The 22,238-nt window shown below is 66.2% G+C and carries 24 protein-coding genes; 12 read left to right on the top strand and 12 right to left on the bottom strand.

Annotation, left to right across the window (positions count from 1 at the left end):
- Nucleotides 1-10: 10 nt before the first annotated feature.
- The 9 genes from kce (at nt 11) to OCH7691_RS13720 (ending at nt 9,325) form a co-directional block, all read left to right on the top strand.
- Nucleotides 11-937, top strand: a complete 927-nt coding sequence (gene kce / locus OCH7691_RS13760) for a 3,5-dioxohexanoate:acetyl-CoA acetone transferase (RefSeq protein ID WP_085884111.1) — start codon at nt 11-13, stop codon at nt 935-937.
- Between the two features lie 82 nt (nt 938-1,019).
- Complete coding sequence (locus OCH7691_RS13755; protein ID WP_085884110.1) at nt 1,020-2,042, top strand: histone deacetylase family protein; 1,023 nt, start codon at nt 1,020-1,022, stop codon at nt 2,040-2,042.
- Entirely contained in the window at nt 2,039-3,139 is a 1,101-nt protein-coding gene (locus tag OCH7691_RS13750) for an NAD(P)/FAD-dependent oxidoreductase (RefSeq protein ID WP_085884109.1), read from the top strand. The genes OCH7691_RS13755 and OCH7691_RS13750 overlap by 4 nt, the downstream gene beginning before the upstream one ends.
- 37 nt (nt 3,140-3,176) lie before the next feature.
- Nucleotides 3,177-3,527: a RidA family protein gene (locus tag OCH7691_RS13745; protein ID WP_085884108.1), complete on the top strand. Its 351-nt coding sequence runs from the start codon at nt 3,177-3,179 to the stop codon at nt 3,525-3,527.
- 142 nt (nt 3,528-3,669) lie between these two features.
- Nucleotides 3,670-5,151, top strand: coding sequence for a DegQ family serine endoprotease (locus OCH7691_RS13740; protein WP_085884474.1), 1,482 nt, complete (start codon nt 3,670-3,672; stop codon nt 5,149-5,151).
- Nucleotides 5,152-5,324: 173 nt separating this feature from the next.
- Nucleotides 5,325-5,999: a winged helix-turn-helix domain-containing protein gene (locus OCH7691_RS13735; RefSeq protein WP_085884107.1), complete on the top strand. Its 675-nt coding sequence runs from the start codon at nt 5,325-5,327 to the stop codon at nt 5,997-5,999.
- Nucleotides 5,989-7,359, top strand: a complete 1,371-nt coding sequence (locus OCH7691_RS13730; protein ID WP_139839701.1) for a sensor histidine kinase — start codon at nt 5,989-5,991, stop codon at nt 7,357-7,359. The genes OCH7691_RS13735 and OCH7691_RS13730 overlap by 11 nt, the downstream gene beginning before the upstream one ends.
- 102 nt (nt 7,360-7,461) lie before the next feature.
- Nucleotides 7,462-8,430 (top strand): ABC transporter transmembrane domain-containing protein, encoded by a 969-nt coding sequence (locus tag OCH7691_RS13725; protein ID WP_085884105.1) that lies wholly within the window; start codon nt 7,462-7,464, stop codon nt 8,428-8,430.
- 124 nt (nt 8,431-8,554) lie between these two features.
- The gene (locus OCH7691_RS13720; RefSeq protein WP_139839700.1) at nt 8,555-9,325 is read left to right on the top strand and encodes a PRC-barrel domain-containing protein; all 771 of its coding nucleotides are present in this window, start codon (nt 8,555-8,557) and stop codon (nt 9,323-9,325) included.
- Nucleotides 9,326-9,427: 102 nt separating this feature from the next.
- On the opposite strand, the gene OCH7691_RS13715 is transcribed toward OCH7691_RS13720, so the two are convergent.
- The 4 genes from OCH7691_RS13715 to OCH7691_RS13700 form a co-directional block, all read right to left on the bottom strand.
- Nucleotides 9,428-9,643: a dodecin gene (locus tag OCH7691_RS13715; protein WP_085884103.1), complete on the bottom strand. Its 216-nt coding sequence runs from the start codon at nt 9,641-9,643 to the stop codon at nt 9,428-9,430.
- A gap of 153 nt (nt 9,644-9,796) precedes the next feature.
- On the bottom strand, nt 9,797-10,102 hold the full coding sequence (locus OCH7691_RS13710; protein WP_085884102.1) for a hypothetical protein: 306 nt from the start codon (nt 10,100-10,102) through the stop codon (nt 9,797-9,799).
- A gap of 90 nt (nt 10,103-10,192) precedes the next feature.
- On the bottom strand, nt 10,193-10,693 hold the full coding sequence (locus tag OCH7691_RS13705; RefSeq protein ID WP_139839699.1) for a CBS domain-containing protein: 501 nt from the start codon (nt 10,691-10,693) through the stop codon (nt 10,193-10,195).
- Nucleotides 10,694-10,877: 184 nt separating this feature from the next.
- Nucleotides 10,878-11,201: a hypothetical protein gene (locus OCH7691_RS13700; RefSeq protein WP_139839698.1), complete on the bottom strand. Its 324-nt coding sequence runs from the start codon at nt 11,199-11,201 to the stop codon at nt 10,878-10,880.
- A 17-nt stretch (nt 11,202-11,218) separates the two neighbouring features.
- On the opposite strand from OCH7691_RS13700, the gene OCH7691_RS13695 reads away from it, so the two are divergent.
- Nucleotides 11,219-11,527: a hypothetical protein gene (locus OCH7691_RS13695; protein WP_085884099.1), complete on the top strand. Its 309-nt coding sequence runs from the start codon at nt 11,219-11,221 to the stop codon at nt 11,525-11,527.
- Nucleotides 11,528-11,590: 63 nt separating this feature from the next.
- Complete coding sequence (locus tag OCH7691_RS13690; protein ID WP_085884098.1) at nt 11,591-12,628, top strand: sodium:calcium antiporter; 1,038 nt, start codon at nt 11,591-11,593, stop codon at nt 12,626-12,628.
- A 102-nt stretch (nt 12,629-12,730) separates the two neighbouring features.
- Here the strand turns inward: OCH7691_RS13690 and OCH7691_RS13685 are convergent, their stop codons facing one another.
- The 3 genes from OCH7691_RS13685 to OCH7691_RS23305 form a co-directional block, all read right to left on the bottom strand.
- Nucleotides 12,731-13,021 (bottom strand): hypothetical protein, encoded by a 291-nt coding sequence (locus OCH7691_RS13685; RefSeq protein WP_085884097.1) that lies wholly within the window; start codon nt 13,019-13,021, stop codon nt 12,731-12,733.
- Nucleotides 13,022-13,058: 37 nt separating this feature from the next.
- Nucleotides 13,059-13,568 carry a Dps family protein gene (locus OCH7691_RS13680; protein WP_085884096.1) on the bottom strand — a complete coding sequence of 170 codons (510 nt, stop codon included), beginning with the start codon at nt 13,566-13,568 and terminating at the stop codon, nt 13,059-13,061.
- Nucleotides 13,569-13,680: 112 nt separating this feature from the next.
- Entirely contained in the window at nt 13,681-14,277 is a 597-nt protein-coding gene (locus OCH7691_RS23305) for a response regulator (protein ID WP_176245053.1), read from the bottom strand.
- Between the two features lie 363 nt (nt 14,278-14,640).
- On the opposite strand from OCH7691_RS23305, the gene OCH7691_RS13670 reads away from it, so the two are divergent.
- Nucleotides 14,641-16,659 carry an acetoacetate--CoA ligase gene (locus OCH7691_RS13670; protein ID WP_217807984.1) on the top strand — a complete coding sequence of 673 codons (2,019 nt, stop codon included), beginning with the start codon at nt 14,641-14,643 and terminating at the stop codon, nt 16,657-16,659.
- Between the two features lie 60 nt (nt 16,660-16,719).
- On the opposite strand, the gene OCH7691_RS13665 is transcribed toward OCH7691_RS13670, so the two are convergent.
- The 5 genes from OCH7691_RS13665 to OCH7691_RS13645 form a co-directional block, all read right to left on the bottom strand.
- Nucleotides 16,720-18,039: an APC family permease gene (locus OCH7691_RS13665; protein ID WP_085884094.1), complete on the bottom strand. Its 1,320-nt coding sequence runs from the start codon at nt 18,037-18,039 to the stop codon at nt 16,720-16,722.
- 168 nt (nt 18,040-18,207) lie between these two features.
- Nucleotides 18,208-19,368, bottom strand: coding sequence for a serine hydrolase domain-containing protein (locus tag OCH7691_RS13660; RefSeq protein ID WP_085884093.1), 1,161 nt, complete (start codon nt 19,366-19,368; stop codon nt 18,208-18,210).
- Between the two features lie 59 nt (nt 19,369-19,427).
- Complete coding sequence (locus OCH7691_RS13655; RefSeq protein ID WP_085884092.1) at nt 19,428-20,462, bottom strand: extracellular solute-binding protein; 1,035 nt, start codon at nt 20,460-20,462, stop codon at nt 19,428-19,430.
- A 30-nt stretch (nt 20,463-20,492) separates the two neighbouring features.
- Nucleotides 20,493-21,308: an ABC transporter permease gene (locus tag OCH7691_RS13650; protein ID WP_085884091.1), complete on the bottom strand. Its 816-nt coding sequence runs from the start codon at nt 21,306-21,308 to the stop codon at nt 20,493-20,495.
- Nucleotides 21,308-22,237 carry an ABC transporter permease gene (locus OCH7691_RS13645; protein ID WP_085884090.1) on the bottom strand — a complete coding sequence of 310 codons (930 nt, stop codon included), beginning with the start codon at nt 22,235-22,237 and terminating at the stop codon, nt 21,308-21,310. The genes OCH7691_RS13650 and OCH7691_RS13645 overlap by 1 nt, the downstream gene beginning before the upstream one ends.
- Between the last annotated feature and the right edge of the window lies 1 nt (nt 22,238).

Raw genomic sequence — 22,238 nt, 5'->3', positions numbered from 1 at the left:
GGAAGGTAGCATGAGCAAGATCATCATTAGTTGCGCCGTGACCGGCTCGATCCACACGCCTTCGATGACGCCGCATCTGCCGGTGACCGGCGACCAGATCGCCGAACAGTCGGTGGCCGCGGCCGAGGCGGGGGCGGCGATCCTGCATCTCCACGCCCGCGATCCGGCGGACGGCCGTCCGTCCGCCGCGACCGAGCATTTCATGGCCTTCCTGCCGCGCATCAAGCAGCAGACCGACGCGGTGGTGAACCTCACGACCGGCGGCAGCGCGACGATGACGCTCGACCAGCGGCTGGCGGCGCCGAAGGCGGCGGCGCCGGAAATGTGCTCGCTCAACATGGGCAGCATGAATTTCGCGCTCTACCCGGCGGCCGAGCGGATCAGCGCCTGGAGATACGACTGGGAACGGCCGTTCCTCGAGAATTCCGACGATCTCGTGTTCAAGAACACGCCGCGCGATATCGCCCATGTCTTGACCGAGATGGGGACCAGGCGGGGCGCACGCTTCGAGTTCGAATGCTATGACGTCGGCCATCTCTACATGCTCCGGCACTTCGCCGACCGTGGCATGGTCGAGGCGCCGTTCTTCATCCAGTTCGTGTTCGGTGTGCTCGGCGGCATCGGCGCCGATCCGGAGAACCTGACCCACATGAAGGGCATCGCCGACAAGCTGTTCGGCGACGATTATGCCTTCTCCGTCCTCGCAGCGGGCCGCCACCAGATGCCGCTCGCCACCATCGCGGCGGCGATGGGCGGTCATGTCCGGGTCGGGCTCGAGGACAGCATCTTCATCGCGCGTGGCCGTCTTGCCACCTCGAACGCGGAACAGGTGACGAAAATTCGCGAGATCGTCGAGCGTCTCGGCCGCGATATTGCCACCCCGGCCGAAGCCCGGCATATGTTGGGGCTGAAGGGCGCCGACCGCACCGCATTCTGACGCGACGACCTTTTTGATGAAGAACGTGACGGGACGGCAACTGGCCCGGTCCCGCCGCCGACGTTCCGCCGGAGGAAGAGAAATGAAGGCTGTCTTTGACGCGCGCCAGCGCAAGCACGATCCGAAGCATTTCATGGCGAGCGGCGCGCTGTCGCAGAACCCGGAGCAGCCGGCGCGGATCGACGCGCTGATGGCCGGCGCGAAGGCGGCGGGCGCCAGTTTCGTCGCGGCGGAGGATCATGGCCGGGGGCCGCTCGCGGCCATCCATTCGCCGGAGTATCTCGCCTTTCTCGAAACCATCCACGAACGCTGGAAACGCATTCCCGGCGCTTCCGAGGAAGTCATTCCGAACGTCCATCCGGACCGCCGCACGGTCGGCTACCCGCGCTCGGCGGTCGGCCAGGCGGGCTATCACCAGGTCGACACGGCCTGTCCGATCGCCGCCGGCACCTGGGAATCCGCCTATTGGGCGGCACAGGCCACGCTTACCGGCGCGGACCTCATCCTCGATGGTGAGAAGGCGGCCTATGTCCTTGCCAGGCCACCCGGACATCATGCATTCGCGGATCTCGCCGGCGGCTTCTGCTTCCTCAATAACGTGGCGATCGCGGCCGAACATCTGCGGCGCGCCGGGCGGCGGCCGGCGATCCTCGACGTCGACGTCCATCACGGCAACGGCACGCAGGGCATTTTCTACGACCGCGACGACGTGCTGACCGTCTCGATCCATGCGGATCCGGAACGCTTCTACCCGTTCTTCTGGGGGCATGCCCAGGAACGCGGCGAGGGGCGCGGGCGAGGCTACAATCTCAATCTGCCGCTGCCGCGCGGCACCGGCGACGCGGCGCATCGTGAGGCGCTCGGGCTTGCCCTCGCGCGGATCCGCGCCTTCGGGGCCGACGTCCTCGTCGTGGCGCTGGGCCTCGACGCGTCCGAGAACGACCCGCTCCAGGGCCTGTCGATCACGACCGCCGGATTCGGCGGTATCGGGGCGGCCATCGCCGGGCTTGCTCTTCCGACACTGCTGGTGCAGGAAGGCGGCTATCTCTCCGACGATCTCGGAGCCAACCTGACCAGTTTCCTGCGGGGGTTTGTAGGGACATGAGCGAGACGGCTGATATCCTCGTTATCGGTGGCGGAATTGCCGGCATCAGCGCTGCGGCGCGGATGGCGCCGGAGGCCTCCGTCATCGTGCTCGAGGCGGAAGACACGATCGGGCGGCACGCGACCGGTCGCTCGGCGGCGATCTTCATCCTGAACTACGGCAACATGACGCTGCGCGCGCTCAACCTCGCATCCGAGAGCGAGCTCCTGGAGCCGGTCGGGATCTCCGACCGCAGCCTGTTGTCGCCGCGCGGCGAGATGCTGATCGCGAGCGAGGCGGACATGCCGGCGTTCGAGGCCTACCTGGCCGGCTCGGTCGGGATGGACCGGCTGACGCCGAAGGAGGCTGTCGAGCTGTTTCCGCTGCTCCGGCCGGAGCCGATCTTCGCGGCGGCGATCGAGCGCAATGCCCAGGAGATCGACGTCGACCGGCTGTTGCAGGGCTTCGCCCGGCTGTTGCGCCACCATGGCGGCAAGATCGTGCCCGAGGCCCGCGCCGAGACCATCGTTCGTCGCGACGGGGTCTGGCATGTCGAGACCCCGGCCGGGAGCTTCGAGGCGCCGATCCTCGTCAATGCCGCCGGGGCCTGGGCCGACGAGGTCGCCGCCACCGCCGGCCTTCGCCGTCTCGGGCTGATGCCGCTGCGACGCTCCGCGGCGATCGTGCCGCTGCCCGATGGCCAGGATTCGCGTAGCTGGCCGATGGTCGCGAGCGCGGCGGAGAACTGGTACGCCAAGCCCGAGGGCGGCAAGCTGATGGTCTCGCCGGCCGACGAGGACCTGGTCGAACCGCATGACGCCTGGCCGGACGACATGGTGCTGGCGGAAGGTCTCGACCGTTTCGAGAAGGCGATGACCATGGAAGTGACGCGGGTCGAGCGGACCTGGGCGGGGCTTCGCACCTTCGCCCCCGACCGCTCGCCGGTCGTCGGCTTCGCGCCGGACGGCGAGGGCTTTCTCTGGCTGGCCGGGCAGGGCGGTTACGGCGTACAGACCTCGCCGGCGCTGTCACGCCTTGCCGCCGATATCGCGCTCGGGCGTCAACCGGTACTGGGCCAGCAGACGGTCGCGGCGGTCGCGCCGGCACGCTTCTTCTGACATTCTTCCGATTTCCCAATGACTTGAGAGGGTTTCCATGAGCGATATCACACGTTACGAGCCCGGCAAGCGGATGTCCCAGGCGGTCGCCCACGGCGGCCTCATCTGGCTGGCGGGCCAGGTCGGTGCGCCGGGCGAAAGCGTCACCCGGCAGACCGAGGCGATCCTCGCCAACATCGACCGTCTTCTGGCCGAGGCCGGCAGCAGCAAGTCGCGACTTCTGCAGGCGACCATCTGGCTTGCCTCGATGGACGATTTCCAGGAAATGAACGCGGTATGGGACGCCTGGATCGACCCGAAGAATCCGCCAACCCGGGCCTGCGGCGAGTCCCGGCTCGCCACGCCCGACTACCGGGTCGAGATCATCGTCGTCGCGGCCGCCGGCTGAGGCGCCGCCAGCGCGGCCCGTCGCCACATGACACGGAGTTCATCTTCCTGAAAGCGTAAGGCCCGTCCGGTCTCCCTACCTTCATGACGGCACGGCGGAACATGCACCGCCGATCGAATCCGCAGTCACGATGGAGATCAACATGACGGCACTTGCAATTCGGGAGCGCCCCGCATCCGGTCTCCGGTCCCTCGGGATCGGGATCGCCGCGGGCACGATGCTCCTGTGGAGCGGCGTGGCCTCGGCCGCGCCGGCTCCCGACGGTTTCACGGCGCTGGCCAAGAAGGTGACGCCGGCGGTGGTCAATATCGCCTCCGCCCACGAGGTCGAAACCGGCTCGACGCCGGAGATGCCGTTCCAGTTTCCCGAGGGATCGCCGTTCGAGAAGTTCTTCCGGCAGTTCCAGGATCGCATGGGCCCGCAGGGCCGGGGACACGAGGCGCCGCGGATGGCGATGGGGCTCGGTTCGGGCTTCATCATCGACCCCTCGGGCTACGTGGTCACCAACAACCATGTCATCGACGGCGCCACCGAGGTGAAGGTGCGGCTCGACGATGACACCTCCTATCCGGCGACGATCGTCGGGACCGATCCGCTGACCGACCTGGCGCTGCTCAAGATCGATGCCGGCAAGCCCCTGCCGTCGGTCGACTTCGGCGATTCCGACAAGGCCGAGGTCGGCAGCTGGGTCATGGCGGTCGGCAACCCGTTCGGCCTCGGCGGCACGGTGACCGCCGGAATCGTCTCGGCGCGCGGCCGCAACATCGACGCCGGACCCTATGACGACTTCCTGCAGATCGACGCGGCGATCAACAAGGGCAATTCCGGCGGTCCGCTGTTCAACATGGACGGCGGCGTGGTCGGCGTGAACTCGGCGATCTACTCGCCGAACGGCGGCAGCGTCGGCATCGGTTTCGCGATCCCCTCCAATCTCGTGAAGACCGTGGTCGCCCAGCTGAAAGACGGCGGCCAGGTCGAGCGCGGCTGGCTCGGCGTGCAGATCCAGCCGGTAACGCCGGAGATCGCCGACGCGGTCGGCATGGAGCAGCCGGCCGGCGCGATGGTCACCGCGGTGACCGAGGACAGCCCCGCCGCGAAGGCCGGGCTGAAGCAGGGCGATGTCATCGTCGGTTATGCCGGGCACAGGGTTTCCGGCCCGCGTGAACTGGCCCGCGTCGTCGCGATGCAGAAGGTCGGTTCGAAGACCGCGGTGACGATCTGGCGCGGCGACGGCGAACGGGAAATCCCGGTCGTCACCGGCCGGCTTACGGCCTCGGCCGACCAGCCCGGACAGGGGGCACCGGTCGAGCCGACCGGCGCCTACCGCTCGGATGCCCTGAACGCCGAACTCGCATCGCTGACCCCGGAACGGCGCAAGGCCTACAATATCGATGAGGAGACAACCGGTGTCCTGGTCCTTGACGTCGAGCAGGGTTCGGCCTTCGAGGTCGGGATCCGCGAGGGCGACGTGATCGAGGAGATAAACCAGGTCGCGGTTTCCTCGCCGCACGAGGTCGACGCCATCGTCGAGAAGGCGAAGACGGAGAAGCGCAACTCGGTTCTCACCCTGATCAATCGCCGGGGTCACAATCTCTTTCTCGGCCTGAAGCTCGACCGGGCATGACCCCACGCGCCACGTCGTGAAAACGGGCCGGCCGGCGGCAAACCGGCTGGCCCGATCTCGTTCCGGCACAGGGTGGTGCCAAAGAGGAGATTGCGGCAACCATGACCAGAACCCCATATTGCAGCGGAAGCGAAGGCCGGGAAGCCTGGCCGCAGTCGAGAGTCGGGGACGGCATGCGGATACTGGTGATAGAGGACGACGCGAAGACCGCCGATTACATCCTGAAGGGACTGGGCGAGGCGGGACACCGGGCCGACCACGCGGTCGACGGCCGCGAAGGCCTGCACCGGGCGACCGGGGGCGAGTATGACGCGCTGATCGTCGACCGCATGCTGCCGGGCCTCGACGGGCTTTCGATCGTCAGGGCGATCCGGGCGGCCGACATGACGGTTCCGGTCCTGATCCTGAGCGCCCTCGCCCATGTGGACGAGCGGGTGACGGGACTGCGCGCCGGCGGCGACGACTATCTGACCAAGCCTTTCGCCTTTTCCGAATTGCTGGCGCGCCTCGAGGCGCTGCTCAGGCGGCCGCACGCGATCGCGCAGCAGACCGTACTGACGGTCGGCGACCTCTCGATGGACCTGCTCGCCCGCCGGGTCGTGCGCGCCGGCCAGCCGATCGAGCTGCGTCCGCAGGAATACAAGCTGCTCGAGTATCTGCTGCGCCACGCCGGTGACGTGGTGACGCGGACAATGCTGTTCGAGGGCGTCTGGGATTTCCATTTCGATCCGCAGACGAATGTTGTCGATGTCCATGTCAGCCGCCTCCGCCAGAAGATCGACAAGGGTTTCGACAAGCCGCTGATCCATACCCACCGGGGCGGAGGCTATTCCATCCGTGCTGACTAGGCTGCTCAGGACATCGGGATTCCAGGTCGCGGTTCTCTACGTCCTGTTGCTCGGCGTGACCCTGGTCGCGCTGCTCGGCTTCATCTACTGGTCGACCTCGTCGCTGATCGACGCGCAACTCAACGAGACGATCGAGGCGGAGATCCGGGGCCTTGACGAGCAATACCGGGCCGAGGGGATCGGGCGGCTGGTCGAGGTGATTGCCGAGCGGAGCGGACCGCGCGGTGGCGGTGACGGCGTCTACGGGCTCGCCACGCCGGGTTTCGCGATGCTCGCCGGCAACCTGACCGCGTGGCCGCGCGAGGCGTCGGCGGCCGACGGCTGGCGCGAGCTTTCGCTTGCCCGCAACCTGAACGGTGCGACGACCCGCCATGTGGTTCGCGGCCGGGTCTTTGTCCTGAAGGGCGGCTATCACCTGTTCGTCGGCCGCGACACGGCGGAACGCAGTCTCTTCAAGGAGATCATGATCAACGCGATCGTCTGGGCGCTCCTGCCGGCGCTGGCGCTCGGCCTCCTTGGCAGTGTCCTGATCGGCCGCTACGCGCTGCGCCGGGTCGACGCGGTGCGGGCAACCAGCGAGGAGATCCTGGCCGGCGATCTGACCCGCCGCGTGCCGCTCGCCGGCAGCGGCGACGAGTTCGACCGGCTGGCGGAAACCATCAACAGGATGCTTGAGCAGAGCGAAACCCTGATGACCGGCATGCGGACCGTGACCGACAGCCTGGCCCACGACCTTCGCAGCCCGCTGACCCGGGCCAAGACCGGCATCGAACTGGCGCTCCGCCGAGAAAGCGACATCGCCACCTACCGGCAGACCCTCGAGCAGACCAACGGCGAACTGGAGACCATCCTCCGCACCTTCGAGGCGCTCATCAGCATCGCCCATGCCGAGACCGGCATGAACCGACTGGCGGACAGCTCGCTCGACCTCTCGCAACTGCTCGGCGATCTGGCGGATCTTTACCAGCCGATGGCGGAAGAGGCCGGCCGCGTGCTGGTTGGCGAGGTCGCGCCAGGGATCATGATCCGGGGCCATCGCGAACTGCTCGGCCAGGCGGTCGCCAACCTGATCGACAACGCCATCAAGTTCACGCCGGAAGGCGGGGAGATACGGGTTGTGCTGGGCCGCGAGGGCGATACCGCCGTCCTCGCGGTTGCCGATAGCGGACCCGGCATTCCCGCCGCCGACCGGGAGCGCGTGCTCCAGCGTTTCGTGCGCCTCGACGCGAGCCGGGGAACGCCGGGCAGCGGGCTTGGCCTGAGCCTGGTGGCCGCGGTCGCCAGGCTGCACGGCGCGGCGCTGGCGCTCGCCGACAACGAGCCCGGACTGCGGGTCATCCTGCGCCTGCCCCTCGCCTGATCGGCGGCGGGGCGTTGCCGCGCCGGGAACTTGTTCCCAGTTCCATCGTTCGGCTATGGGGATGCCCGCATCGCGGTTCGGCGACGGGCAGGGGGGACGTTCATGTTCGGCTGGATCCGGCTTAAGCCCAAGAGCATCGAGAGGACCGGCGACGACAGGCCGGTGCGCTCGCTGTTCCGTTTCGTCTGGCGCATGACCGGCCAGCACCAGGTGCTGGTCAGCCTGGTGGCGCTCGCCGTCGCCAGTCTCAGCATGGCCCCGCTCGAACTGCAGCGCCGCATCATCAACAACGCCGTCGAGGATCGCGACGCGACATTGCTCATCGAACTCGGGGCGATCTATCTCGCCGTCGTCGCCGTGCAGGGCGCGATCAAGTTCGGGCTCCGCATCTACCAGGGCTGGCTCAGCGAAAGTGCCACCGCCTATTGCCGGAACCATCTGGCGCGTATCCATGCTGAGCGGGACCGGGACGACGAGAACAACGGCCAGGGACGGGCTGTCTCGGTCATCACCACCGAGATCGACAAGCTGGCCGGTTTCGTCGGCGAGGGGATTTCGCAACCGGTCGTCAATCTCGGCATGTTCGTCGCGATCACCGGCTACATGCTGGTGGTCGATCCGCTGGTCGCGGCGCTGAGCTTCGCGTTCCTGGTGCCGCAGCTGATCCTCGTGCCATTCGTCCAGTCCTGGCTCAACCGGCTGATCGAGGAACGGCTGAAGCTCATCCGCGGGCTCAGCGACACCATCACCGGGGCGGAGGAGGACGGCGGAAGCCTGACCGGTGACGGGTTCCGGACCGTTGTCCACGAAGTCTATCGGAACCGGATCAAGATCGTCGCGCTGAAATCGGTCCTGAAGGCCGCGGTCAACCTGATGAACAACCTGGCGCCGCTGTCGGTCCTTCTCGTCGGCGGCTACCTGGCGATCCAGGGCGAAACGACGATCGGTATCGTCGTCGCCTTCATGTCCGGCTTCGATCGCCTGGCGGATCCGATGCGCGAACTGCTGAATTTCTACCGGATCGCCGCGCAGGCGGATGTACAGCACCGCATGATCACCCGCTGGATGTGAGCCCGGCGGTTGGAACCGCGACTGCGCGCAGACGTTTCCCTAGTCAACGGTCGGTTGGCCGCGCAGCGCCAAGGATCGCCGCGGCGGTGGCCGTCCCCTGACACAGGCAAAGGAAGGCCAGATCATGTTGCAAAGTATGAAGGAACTGCAGGGCTACCGGATCCAGGCGTCGGACGGCGACGTGGGCAAGGCGAACGATTTCTTTTTCGACGACCGCGTCTGGACCGTCCGCTACATGGTGGTCGACACGGGCTGGCTGTTCGGGCGCAAGGTGCTGGTCGCGCCCGACGCGGTGAACGACGTCAATATCGTCGACGAGAAGTTCGTCGTCGGCCTCTCCAAGAAGGCGATCGAGGAGGGGCCCGGGGTCTCGACCGACTTGCCGGTCTCGCGCCAGGAGGAGATCAATCTCCGCCGTCACTACAACTGGCCCTATTACTGGGAGGCCTATCCGGCCGGCGTCATGGCGGCGCCGCTGGTCCCGCCGTTGCAGCCGGTGCGGGCGATTCCCGAGGAACGGAACGCCGCGGGCGAGAGCGAGGCGGAAATCGCCGAGGGCCACGATTCCCACCTGCGCAGCGCGAACGAGGTCGAGGGTTATCACATCGAGGCGCTCGACGGCGAGATCGGCCATGTCGAGGACTTCCTGGTCGATGACGAAACCTGGGTCGTCCGCTACATGGTCATCGACACGCGGAACTGGCTGCCCGGCAGGAAGGTGATCGTCGCGCCGGTCTGGGCCAAGGCGATCGACTGGTCGGCCAAGATCGTCCAGGTCGACCTGGAGCGCCAGGCGATCAAGGAGAGCCCTGAATTCACCGGCCATTCCGAGATCGGCCCCGAGTTCGAGAAGTCGCTGGAGAGCCACTACGACCGACCGCTCATGTGGCCGTGACGGATCCGCAGACAGGGACGGTCGGCCAGGAAGAAACGGCGCCCGGGTAACTCCGGGCGCCGTTCCGTTGCGGGCCGTTGCGGGCCGTGCGGCGGTGGTGGCTTACTTGCCGCCTTCGTAGCGGAAGCCGAGTTTCACGCCGACCTGGTAATGGGCGACCTTGCCGGCCTCGATGTGGCCGCGGATTTCCGACACTTCGAACCATTCGAGATTGCGGAGCGTCTTGCCGGCGGTTTCAACCGCGTTGTTGATCGCGTCGTCCAGCGAGTCCGGCGATGAGCCGTAGACTTCGGTGACGCTGTAGACATTCTTCGACATGTCGTCCTCGCTTTCGTGAAAATGTGTCGTGTGTCCGGTTATCCTGCCGGGGGGGGCAGATGATATCAGCCGCGGCCGGCGAGATGCCGGCCGCAGATGATAACGGCCGCGGCCGGCGAGATGCCGGCCGCGGCGCATTTCCTGCGACAGTCGTCAGGCGTGGTGGGCGTGTCCGTCGTGACCGGCAGGCGTCGCGCCCGTGTCGCCGTCGCGCAGCCGGTCCAGGGCATGGCGGAGTTCGGTGTAGCGATCCTCCATTTCCTTGTCGTCGTCGGGCCAGGACGCCTCCGCCGTCTCGTCGATCTCGCGCATCGCGCGACCGATCTCGGCGTCCAGCCATTCGATCGTTTCGCCATAGGGATCGCTCTGATCCCAGTGTCCGCGTTCCTCCTTCACTTCATCCAGATCGCGGCGCAACTCGTTGAATCTGAGGATATGCTTGTCTTTCCTGTCGACCATGTTTCCGTCCTTTCCGGTTTGCGGGATGCTGGTAGTTCACTACCAAATTGAACGCTTGCGGAAGGCCGAGGTTCCTGTCGACGACGCGGCTCAGTCGCGCCTTTTCTTCGCCGGCGGGACATGCGGCCGGGTCGTGTAACTCTTCACCTCGCCGAAGGGGGCGGTGTCGGGCGCCTTCTCCATCGGGTCGCGGGCGCGCCGCTTCCTGTCTGGGGCGGCGGTGTCGTCGCCGGGGGCCAGGTCGCTCGGGCCGATCAGGCCGTGGATCTGGTGATCCTCGTCGACGACGGCGACGATACCCGCATCGGAGAAGGTCAGCAGTCGCTCGACCACGGTGATGTCGTCGTCGAGCCGGCAGGTGCGGAATTTCAGGGAATCGAGGTTGCCGATCAGTTCATCGCTGATCCCGGGCGTTTTCGCGTCGAGATCGACCAGCAGGGCACGGTCGATGACGCCGGCGACCTGGTTGCCGTCCAGGGCAACGAGATAGTCGGTGTCGCTTTCGCGGAATCGGATCAGGGCCTCGCGAAGCGAATGTGCGACATGCACGATGGCTTCGGCGGGTTGCATGATATCGCGTGCCATTGTCATGGAATGCCTCCGGTCAAGGGTCCGGTCATCGGGCAACGCGAACGGGCGTGGGTCTGGCGGCAGTCCGACGCCACCGACGACATACTGAGTAACTGACATCGGGGCGGCCGCTGCCGTTCTCCCGATTCCTTCTGCTGCATGGTCATTGCCGGGGGCGTCCGAGAATTCGGACGCTGCCCGGACGTCAGGATGGAATCGCCGCCAGAAAGGCGATCAACAGGAACACCACGGCGAGCCCGAGAATGGCGACGTAGCGCCAGCGTTTCCGGCGCGTGTCGAGGATGATCTCGGCCTGTCTCGCCGCGCGTGGATCGATGTGCGTCGCATCATCCCGGCCGGGACGATTTCTGGCGGTGTTCTCATCCGGATTTCCCGGCGCGTTTCCGGATGTCCGGCCACGCGGGTCGGTCATCTCCTGTTCCTTCGGTGCGTTTGAACAAGGAACGCGCGCCATCCGCTTTGGTTCCATGACGGGAACAATCCGGGCCGACAGGCGTTCAACCGGCATGGCAGGGATCTCTTGACATGATCGGCGGACTGATACTGGCGCTCTGGGGCGCCTTCATGGTCGTTGCCTGGCCCTATTGCCGGCATGCGCGGCATCCCCGGTTGCCGCTGGCGGCCGCCTATCTGGTCTTCGTCACGGTGGTGTCCATGATCACCGGCGGGACATTCTTCATGACCGCCTCGTTGCTGTTCGGCTTCGGCTTCGCGACCGATGTGGCGGTCTTTCCGCCGGCAACCCTCATCGCGTTGGCGGCGACGGTTCCCGCAATCCTGCTGGGTGGGAGGATGATCCGCCGTCCGCCCTCCCGACAGCCCCTCCCGGACTAGGCGCGCCGAGCGATCCCGGCGCCGGCCGGCACCGGTGCGCCATGCACTCTCAGGAAGGCGATCGTGCCCGATATCCAGTCCCAGTCTGTTCTGCCGGCGTTGCTGGTCTTCACCGCGGCTTCGGTCGCCATTCTCCTGGGCGGAATCCGGCTGACCCGGTTGGTCGACCGCCTGGCCGACGTCACCGGTCTCGGGGAGGCGATTGCCGGCGCCCTGTTTCTCGGGGCCGCGACTTCGTTGTCCGGCCTCGTGACCTCGGTGGTTGCCGCCGGAGACGGCTATGTCGATCTCGCGCTCTCCAACGCGCTCGGCGGGATTGCCGCGCAAACCCTGTTTCTGGTCGCCGCCGACCTCGCCTATCGCCATGCCAACCTGGAACACGCAGCGGCATCGCTGACCAACATGGTGAGCGGCCTGATGCTGGTCATGATGCTGACGGTGCTGCTTGCCGCCGGCCACCTCGACCCGGTCACGTTTCTCGGCATCCATCCGGCGACGCCGGTCCTGTTCGCGCTCTACCTAGTCGGGCTGCGGCTCGGCTCCGGTGTCCGGACGGAGCCCATGTGGGGGCCGGCCGAGACCCCGGAAACCCGTCCCGACCGGCCCGAAGGCGGTCCGGAGGGATCGCCCGGGACCGGCTCGCTGCTGGCCGGGATCCTTGCCCTCGGTCTGGTTGTGGCGGTTGCCGGATACCTGATCGCCGAGAGCGGCCTGGCGTTCGTTCGCCTGGGCGGGTTGCGGGAAACGGTCGTCGGGGCGCTGGTCACGGCGCTTGCGACCTCGACGCCGGAGCTGGTGACGACCGTCGCCGCGGTGCGCCGCGGCGCACTGACCCTGGCCGTCGGGGGCATACTCGGCGGGAACTGCTTCGATGTTCTCTTCGTCGGCGCCGCCGACATCGCCTACCGGGACGGCTCGATCTATCACGCGATGGCGGGCGAGCAGGCCTTCCTGGTGCTGCTTTCCATCCTCATGACGGTCGTCCTGATTCTTGGCCTGGTCGGTCGCCAGCGGCACGGCCCGGGCAATATCGGTTTCGAGGGGCTGGCGCTTGTCGGGCTCTATGGCGGGGCGATGGCGATCCTGCTCGCCGGCGGCTGAAGACAGGGCGGCCGCGCCTGACCCGGCGGGGTCCGGCACGGCCGCCCGTTTCCGCGCGGACGGAGAGGGAGCCGGCGGAAACGTCGTGGAACCTGACGGGCGCTACTGCTTGGTGTTACGACGCTCGCCGAGCGCATGCGCCGATGCCTTGTCGGGCGCGAGCAGGCGGATCGCCTCGAGCACATCCGTGAGGCGGGATGTTTCGCCGCCCTGCATGTTCTCCTCCTCCGCGACCTCCAGCTCGCGCGCGTCGGTTTCCATCGCGCCGAGGACGCGAAGCTTGTCGTCGCGGCTCAACTCGTCGTCGCGGACGACGTCGAAGGGGCTGGCGTAGAACTGGCCGGGATCCTCGATGATCTCGGCAACCGTCTTGCGGGCATTCTCCGTGGCCATGGTGATCTCCGTGCGTTGCGGGAGGGTAGGGGTGGCCCTACTCGGCGAGGATCGAGCGCAGCATCCATGCCGCCTGCTCATGCGCGCCGATTCGGGCGGTCAGGAGGTCGGCGGTATAGACATCGTCGATCTCCTCGGCGGCCTGCACGGAATGGCGCAGCCGTTCGGCGACCGCCTGGTTGTCGGCCACGAGCTGGCGGACGAGGTTCTCGGCGGATTTCTGGGTCGCCTCGCTCTTCAGTTCCGAGAATTTCTCGAACTCGGCGAAGCTGGACGGCGCGACATGGCCGATGGCGCGGATGCGTTCGGCGATGTCGTCGATGGCGGCCGCCAGATCCTCGTATTGTGCCTCGGTGAGATTGTGCAGGCCGTAGAATAACGGCCCGACCGCGTTCCAGTGCGTGCCCTGCGTCTTCAGGTAGAGGATGTAGGTATCGGCGAGCGAGCGGGAGAGGCAGGTCGCCAGTTTCCCGGTGTCGCGCTCGGGGATCCCGGTCTTCACCTTCACCTTGCCGGGTTTCGCCTGCAGAACGGCCTGCTTGCTCATGCAACAATCTCCTGTCGGTCGGTACTGTCCGCCTGTGGCGGCATCAACTGGCCGGATGGCCTGATGCCAGACGAACGCTTACCGGGCGGACAGGTTCCGGGTCCGAACGCGTCTATTCGACGAGATCGCGGACCGCCGTCACGAGTGTTGTGGGAATGCTGACCTTGCTGACGATCGGTGCCACCCAGTGCCGTTCCGGCAATGCGTCCTGCGGGTCGCAATCGGTGCAGAAGATGAAGGGCACCTTCGCCTCGGCGAGCGCATCGGCGATGTCGACGACGGGACACTCGCCCGCATGCAGATCGAGAATGACCGCGTCCGGTTCGAACTGCTCGACCGACTTGAGCGCTTCTTCGGTTGTCGCGACCGGTTCGAGAACGTCGAATCCGGCGTCTTCCAGGACACTCTTGATGCCGTGCGCGATGAGGAAATCCTGATCGACGATCAGGATGGTGGCGCCGTCGCCGAGGCGCAACGCTTCGCGGACAACGGCGGAACCGTTCTTGACCACGCCGATATCGGTAGACGAGATGTTGTTCTGCATCAGCTTCTCGCCGTCGACCGAACCGGCGGTACTGAGGCCGATGTTCATCAATGCCCGGACAGCCGCCGAGCGGGACGGCATCTTGTGCTCGAAACGCCAGTCATCGACGGCAAGGACCTCTGACTGCGTAAGCATGACCTGCAGTCGCTCGGCTCTCTTCTCCATCTTACTGAATTCTCCAAACTCCGATCGGCCGGTAAATCACTACAATTCGCGAAACAACTACGCACAGTCGCTGCCAGCCTGGGGAGGAAATGCCTCCCGCTTGCCGATTGGCCAGCTGTCGAAAATGCATTCCTTAATGGAAGATAATACGCGACTTTTGAGAAAGTTAACGAAGAATCGGCGCGTCCCCTCATTACTTGACCAGGCGCTTCTGTTGCTTGCGTGATATTTCTTGAGATAAACCGTTGATACGAATACGGCTTCCCCGCTTCCCGCAAGAGGTGCGATGTCGCGCTTGCGGCCTGCGACAGGGAACGAGAGGATTGATGGTCCCGAGCGGACCGAAGAAGGGGAGAACGGATCGTGCGTCCTGCTTATGTTTCGCAACTTCGCCGCTACCAGGCCTGGCTGAGCCGGAACCGGGGCCTCGACTTCCAGAATTACGAAGCGCTCTGGCAATGGTCGGTGGGGGAACCGAACGACTTCTGGCAGAGCCTCTGGGACTATCACGGGATGACCTCGCCGACGCCGCACAGTGCCGCGCTGGCGGAGGAACGGATGCCCGGCGCCGTCTGGTTCCCGGGCGCGCAGGTGAATTATGCGCGCGAGGTGTTCCGCCATGTCGATGCCGCGACGGCGGCCGGCATGCCGGCAATCATCGCCGAGAACGAGGAGGGGGCGGTCCGCGAGACGAGCTGGACCGGGCTGCGCCGCGACGTTGCTGCCTTCGCCCTGACCCTTCGCGATCTGGGCGTGACGCGGGGTGACCGGGTCGCGGCCTACATGCCGAACCGGACCGAGACGATCGTCGCCTTTCTCGCGACCATTTCGATCGGCGCGGTGTGGAGCGTCTGCGCCCCCGACATGGGACCGCAGGCGGTCATCGACCGGTTCCGCCAGATCGGGCCGTGCATCCTGATCGCCGTCGACGGCATCCATTACGGCGGCCGGGCGGCCGACCGGAGCGCCATGGTCGAGACGCTGCGCGCCGAACTGCCGAGCGTCGAGCGGGTGATCCTGCTGCGCACGCCGTATGCCACGGGAACGATCCCGGCCGATGCGGATTTCGCGGCGTCGGTCGCGCGGGAGGATGCGGCGGCGGATGATTTCGAGCCCGAATGGCTGCCCTTCGATCATCCGCTCTGGGTACTCTTCTCGAGCGGCACGACCGGCATGCCGAAGGCGATGGTGCACAGCCATGGCGGTGTTCTCATGGCCGGGTTCGCCGGCAGCAAGAATGTCGATGTCGGCTGCTCCTACGAGGAGAACAGCTTCGGCGAACGCTTCCACTGGTTCTCGACGACCGGCTGGGTGATGTGGAACGCCCAGGTTGGCGGACTGGTCAGCGGCACGACGATCTGCATTTACGACGGCAGCCCGAACGGGCCGAAGGGGGGGCCGGACTGGACCACGCTCTGGCGCTTCGCGGCCCGGCACGGGGTGACCTACTTCGGTGCCGGCGCGGCCTTTTACGGGGCCTGCATGAAGGCCGGGATCGGCCTGGCCGCCTGCGGCGATCTCGCTCGCATCCGGGCCCTCGGGACCACCGGTTCGCCGCTGCCGCCTGCGGTCCAGGAATGGGGAACACGGACATTTGCCGCCCTCGGCACGCCGGACATCTGGTGGAGCAACATCTCCGGCGGCACCGATTTCTGCGCCAACCTGGTGTCGGGCAACCGGGACCTGCCGCTGCAACCGGGGCGCATGCAATGCCGCCAACTCGGCTCCGCCGTCGCCGCCTGGAACGACGCCGGTGAGCCGGTCATCGGCGAGATGGGCGAACTGGTCTGTACCCGGCCGTTGCCGTCGATGCCGCTCTATTTTCTCAATGACCCCGACGGCGAGCGCTACCGGTCGAGCTATTTCGACGTCTTCCCGGGGGTCTGGCGGCACGGCGACTGGATCCGCATCGATGCCGACGGCACCTGCGTGATCTTCGGCCGCAGTGACGCGACCATCAACCGGCACGGCGTGCGGCTTGGCACCAGCGAGATCTACTCGGCGGTCGAGAAGCTGCCGGACCTGCAGGATTCCATGCTGGTCGACCTGGAGTATCTCGGACGCGACAGCTGTCTCGTCCTGTTCGTCGTCCCGCGCGAGGGGACGCGCGTCGATGACTGCCTCCGGCAGCGGATCGGCGAGGCGATCCGCTCGCGCGTGTCGCCGCGCTTCCTGCCCGACCGGATCATCGCCGCGCCGTCGATCCCCTACACGCTGTCCGGCAAGAAGCTCGAGATCCCGGTGCGCCGGCTGCTGCTCGGCCATCCGGCCGACAAGGTGGCGAGCCGCGACGCGCTCGCCGATCCGGGCGCGCTCGACTGGTACGCGGCGCTCGCCGCGAGCGGGAGCTTCGGGCAGGACGCCGCCGGGAACCCGGCCTGAGGGTTCGACGAACCGACCGGTAATCGCCCGGTGCGGGTGAGAACGCGCGCTGTGGCGCGGTCACTCCCGCGACAGGCGCAGGAACAGTCTCTCGCCGAGGAAGAGGATGGCGATCCCGGCGAGCGCGACGACGATGATGATCGGATCGGAGCCGCCACGGACCACGAGCAAGGCGCCGAGAACAGTCACGTCGAGCAGAATGGCGGTCACGAGTATCGGCGTCGAAGCGCCGGTCTCCTTGCGCAGATGGCGCAGGATTCCCCAATGCACGGCGATATCCATGACGATATAGAAAATCGCACCGAGCGCCGCGATGCGCGAAAGATCGAAGAGGATCGTCAGCAGCATGGCGGCCACGATGGTATAGACGAGCGTATGTTTCTGGATGTCGCCGGGCATGCCGAAATGGCTGTGCGGGACCAGCTTCATGTCCGTCAGCATTGCCAGCATCCGCGAGACCGCGAAGACGCTGGCAATAACCCCCGATACTGTCGCGACGATGGCGAAGATAATCGTGAACGTTTCGCCGGCGCCCCCGAAGGCAGGTCGGGCCGCTTCGGCGAGCGAGGCGTTCTTCGCCGCGGCGATCTCCTCCAGTGTCAGGTTGCTCCCGACCGCCAGTGCGACCAGCAGGTATACGATGCCACAGATGAGGATCGACCAGATGATCGCGCGCCCGACATTGCGATGCGGATCGACGATCTCACCGCCGCTGTTGGTGATCGTCGTGAATCCCTTGTAGGCAAGAATGCCGAGCGCCACGGCGCCGAGAAATCCCCCTGCCGATGTTTCGCGCGGAGCGATCGAAGCGCTTTCGAACGACAAGCCGGACGCCCAGAGTCCGGTGATCGCGAATACCGCTATTCCACCGATCTTGAGAAAGGCCATCACGAACGAGAGGGTCTGTATGATCCGGTTGCCCACGATATTCACGAGAAAGGCAATCAGCAGCAGACCGACGCCGAGGGCTGGAACAAGCAAGCTTTCCTCCCCGACATCGAACAGCCGCAGCGCGTAGGTGCCGAATGTCCGTGCCACCAGGCTTTCGTTGATGACCATCGAGAAATACATCAGCAGCGCGAAGCCGGCCGTGATCGCCGTCTTGCCGTAGGCCTTTTCCAGGAACATCGCGATTCCGCCGGCGGACGGGTAGGTATTCGACAGCTTCACGTAGGAATAGGCGCTGAAACCGGACACCACGGCGGCGGCCAGGAAGGCCAGCGGGAACCACGATCCGGCCAGTTCCGCGACCTGACCGGTCAGCGCGAAGATACCGGCCCCGATCATCACGCCGGTGCCCATCGAGATCGCGCCGACCAGCGTCAGGCTGTCGCGCGCGTATCGGCTCGATTGGCTGTTGTCATCGTTCGGTCGGCGCATCGGTATTCCCCCGCGGAAAACAACCATGTCGTCATGCCGGAACGGCTCTGACGACTGACCGGCGGTGCGACACGCCGGGAACCGATAACCGTGTTTCGGCCAGTCGGGTTCCCTTCGCACGCGGATTTGGGGGCGCACCGGGTATCGGTGACAGCGGTTTCGGGAGAGTCAGACGGCGGCGGCGATCGCCTCGAAGGCGCGGAGCATCAGCGCGTCGGTCGGGTCGTCGACCGGTTCCGGCTGCGCGGCGGCCTTGGCGATCACGACCTCGCGGGCCGGGTCGATCCACAGCCACTGGCCATGGATGCCGATGCCGCAGAAGCTGCCGCTGGCGTTGCCGGTCTGGTACCACTGGCTGCGGTAACGGCCCTCGGGGAAGAGGTAGGCCATGCTGCCTTTCCGCCAGGGCCTGCTGTCGCCGGCTTCGCGGATATCCGTGACCCAGTCGCGCGGCAGCACCTGGCGGCCCTCGACCTCGCCGTGGTTGCGCATCAGTTCGCCGAGCCTGGCAAGGTCGCGCAGGCGAAGCGAAAGGCCGCCGCCGGTGCGCGGCGAGCCGTCGCGGTCGACGGTGATGACACCCGGCGCCTCGGCCCGCATCGGCCTCAGCAGGTGGTCGGAGAGCAGGTCGACGATGCGTTCGCCGGCGGCGCGTTCGACGATCCAGCCGAGCAGGTCGGCGTTGGGTGAGAGATAGCGGAAGATCTCGCCGTGGGGTTCGGGTGCAGGGCGCATGTCGGCGAGGAATTCGTGCAGCGATTCCGGCTTTTCGCCCGGCGGCAGCGGATTCCAGAGGGTCGCCCGGCGGTAGCGGACATAGTCGCTGTCCGGATCGTTGTAATCCTCGACGAAGGAGGACGAGACGGTCATGTCCAGCACGTGGCGCACGGTGCAGTCGCCGTAGGCGGAGCCGGCCACTTCCGGCACGTATCGGGTGACCGGCTGCTCCGGGTCGAGCTTGCCCTGTTCGACGACGATCCCGGCGAGCAGGGCCGTGACCGACTTGGTGATCGAGAAGATGATGTGCGGCGTGTCGCCGTCGTAGCCGTGGCCGTAGCGTTCGGCGACGAGCCGGCCGCGCTTGAGGACCACCAGGCCGCGCGTCGCGGTCGCCGCCATGGCCTCGCCCACGCGGCGCTCCTGCCCGTCGGGGCCCTCGAAGGCGATCCCGTCGACCGGGGTCGGAGCGGTCTCGAACGGCCGCGGCGTTCCGGCGGCGGCGCGAACGACCGGCACCAGCGCCTCGACATTGTGGAACGAGCGGCTGCTGTAGGGCGCGAGGCGCCAGTTCGCGAGCGTCGGTTCGGCCTCGTCGGGGTGCGTTGTCATGGTCCCTCGCGGAAAAAAGAAGGGCCCGGCGAACCGGGCCCTTCCGTAGGACGTGACCCTTACTTCGTGAGTTCGGTCCAGATCGCGGTGTAGATGTCGTTGACTTCCTTCGGGCAGGCCGGGAGGAAGACGCCCTTGTCCTTGTAGGCGTCGGGCACCTGGATCTCGACCGCCGTCTTCATGTCTTCCGGCATGAAGGCTTCCGAGCCGTCGATGCCATTGGCGTAGCGGGCAAAGGCCGAGATCAGCGCGGCATTCTCCGGCTCCATGACGAAGTTCATGAAGGTCTTGGCGTTCTCGACATTCTTGGCGTCCTTCAGGATGAGCACACTGTCCATCCAGACCGGGTAGCCTTCCTTCGGATAGCCGAACTTGATGGTGTCCTTGGCCAGCCGGGCGCGGAACGCGGCGCCGTTCCAGTAGGCGGCCGCGGCAAAGTCGCCGCGCGGCATCTTCTCGACGAGGCCGTAATCCATGGACAGCCACTTCGGCTTCGCGGCCATCAGCGCGTCGCGCGCCTTCTTCAGCGCATCCTTGTCGGTCGTGCAGGGCTCGCTGCCGACATACATGAGCGCGAGGCCCATGATATCGCCCATTTCCGGCGCAACGTTGATCTTGCCGACCAGGGATTCGGGCGGATCGAAGACGATCGCCGAGGTATTGATGTCGCCGTCATAGACCGAGGTGTCGACGACCATGCCGACCGTGCCCCATTGCCACGGGACGCTGTAATGCCGGCCCGGGTCCCACGGCGGGTTGCGCCATTGCTCGGCGACATTCTTGAAGTTCGGCATCTGGTCCGGCCGCGATTCCATCGCCAGCCCCTCGTCGATGAAGATCTTCACGAAATTCGCCGAGGGGACGACCATGTCGAAGCCGTGGCCGCCGGCCTTGACCTTGGCCAGCGCGGTCGAGTTCGAATCGTAGTCGGTGACCGTGATCTTGATGTCGTGGGCTTCCTCGAACTTCTTGATCAGTTCGGGATTGGTGTAGTTGCCCCAGTTGTAGAGATTGAGTTCCCCTGCGGCCTGCGCCATGCCGGCGGAGGCAAGCAGGGCCGCACCGGCGAGGCCGGCGGACAGTTTCCACATCATTGGACATCTCCCTGTATAGGTTTTTCCATTTTACGAAGGTTTGCGCGTAATCACAAAGAACAGCGATACGACGATGATCGAGATCGCCAGCAACGCCGTCGAAATGGCATTGATTTCCGGGGTGATCACCCGGCGAAGCTGGCCCAGCATGTAGGTCGGCAGGGTTTCCTGGCCGGCCGACTTGACGAATTCCGTGATCACCACGTCGTCGAGCGAAATGACAAAGGCGAGCATGGCGCCCGCGAGAATGCCGGGGAAAAGCAGCGGCAGCGTGACCCGGCGAAAGGTCTGCCATGGCGTCGCGTAGAGGTCGGCCGCCGCCGTTTCGAGCGTCAGGTCCATGCCCTCCAGGCGGGCGCGGATCGGCAGATAGGCGAACGGGATGCAGAAGGCGGTATGGGCGGCGACCAGGTAATAGAGACCCTGAACGCCGGTCGCGACCTTGATCACCGCGAACAGGATCAGCAGGGCCACCGCGGTCACGATTTCCGGCACCATCAGCGGCTGGTTGATCATCGCGTATATCGCGGTGAGCCCGCGGAACGGCTTGACCCGGGTCGTGCCGAGCGCCGCCATGGTCGCCAGCGTCGTGGCGAACAGCGAGGCGAGGGCCGCCAGTACCAGCGAGCGGATCGTCGCGTCCTGCACGGCCGCGTTGTTCCAGGCCGCGACATACCATTGCAGCGAGAAGCCTTCCCAGATCGCGATATACTTGCCCGCGTTGAAGGAATAGACGACCAGCGTGACGATCGGCGTGTAGAGCAGCACGAAACAGGTGATCGCGATCATCGTGAACCCGGGCAGCCGCCGGATCGAGAAGGGTCGCCGCTGTCCGAAGAGCGCCATTATTGCCGCGCCTCCGACGCACGCTGCACGGCGCGGACATAGAACAGCAGCACGATCATGACGATCGCCAGCAGGGTGATCGAGAGCGCCGCGCCGAGCGACCAGTTGCGGCCGGCGCCGAACTGCAACTCGATCAGGTTGCCCAGCATCATGTTCTTGCCGCCGCCCAGCACGCGCGGCGTGACATAGGCACCGAGCGCCGGCACGAAGACCAGGATCGAGCCGGCGACGATACCCGGCTTGACCAGCGGCACGATGATCCGGCGCAGCACGGCGAGGCGGCTGGCATAGAGGTCGTAGGCGGCTTCCACGAGGCGGAAGTCGAGCCGCTCCATCGAGGCATAGAGCGGCAGCACCATCAGCGGCAGGTAGACGTAGGTCATGCCGACCATGATCGCGAAGTCGCTGTAGAGCATCTGGATCGGCTGGTCGATGATGCCGGCGAGCTTCAGCCCGGTATTGATGATGCCCTCGTTGCGGATCACCTCGAGGATCGCGAAGGTGCGGATCAGCAGGTTGGTCCAGAACGGGATGGTGATCAGGAACAGCCAGATGTTGCGGTCCGAGGCCGGCCGGGTGGCGATGAAATAGGCGGTCGGAAAACCGAAGGCCAGGGTCGTCAGGGTGGTCAGGAAGGCGATCCGGACCGAGCGCCAGAGGATCATCAGGTGCGCGTCGGCGAACGAGAGCGTGCCGTCGAAGATATCGCGCTGGAAGACGACCTTGAACCAGGCCTCGTCGGAGAACTTCCAGACCACGCCGCCGTATTCGGCCGGCTCCAGGAAGGAATAGACCAGCACGATCAGGAGCGGGCCGGAGGCGGCCATGAACAGCACGGTGAGCGCCGGCGCGCTGAGCAGCCAGCTGCGCCGGACCTTGCGGCGTTCCTCCGCCTCGACCCGTCCGCTGCCGGCTGTCTCGGTCAGCATC

It is taken from the genome of Oceanibacterium hippocampi (genome assembly GCF_900172325.1).
Lineage (GTDB): Bacteria > Pseudomonadota > Alphaproteobacteria > Sneathiellales > Sneathiellaceae > Oceanibacterium > Oceanibacterium hippocampi.
The sequence above is the reverse complement of the archived record's forward strand: the minus strand, read 5'-3'. Positions and strand labels throughout refer to the sequence as shown.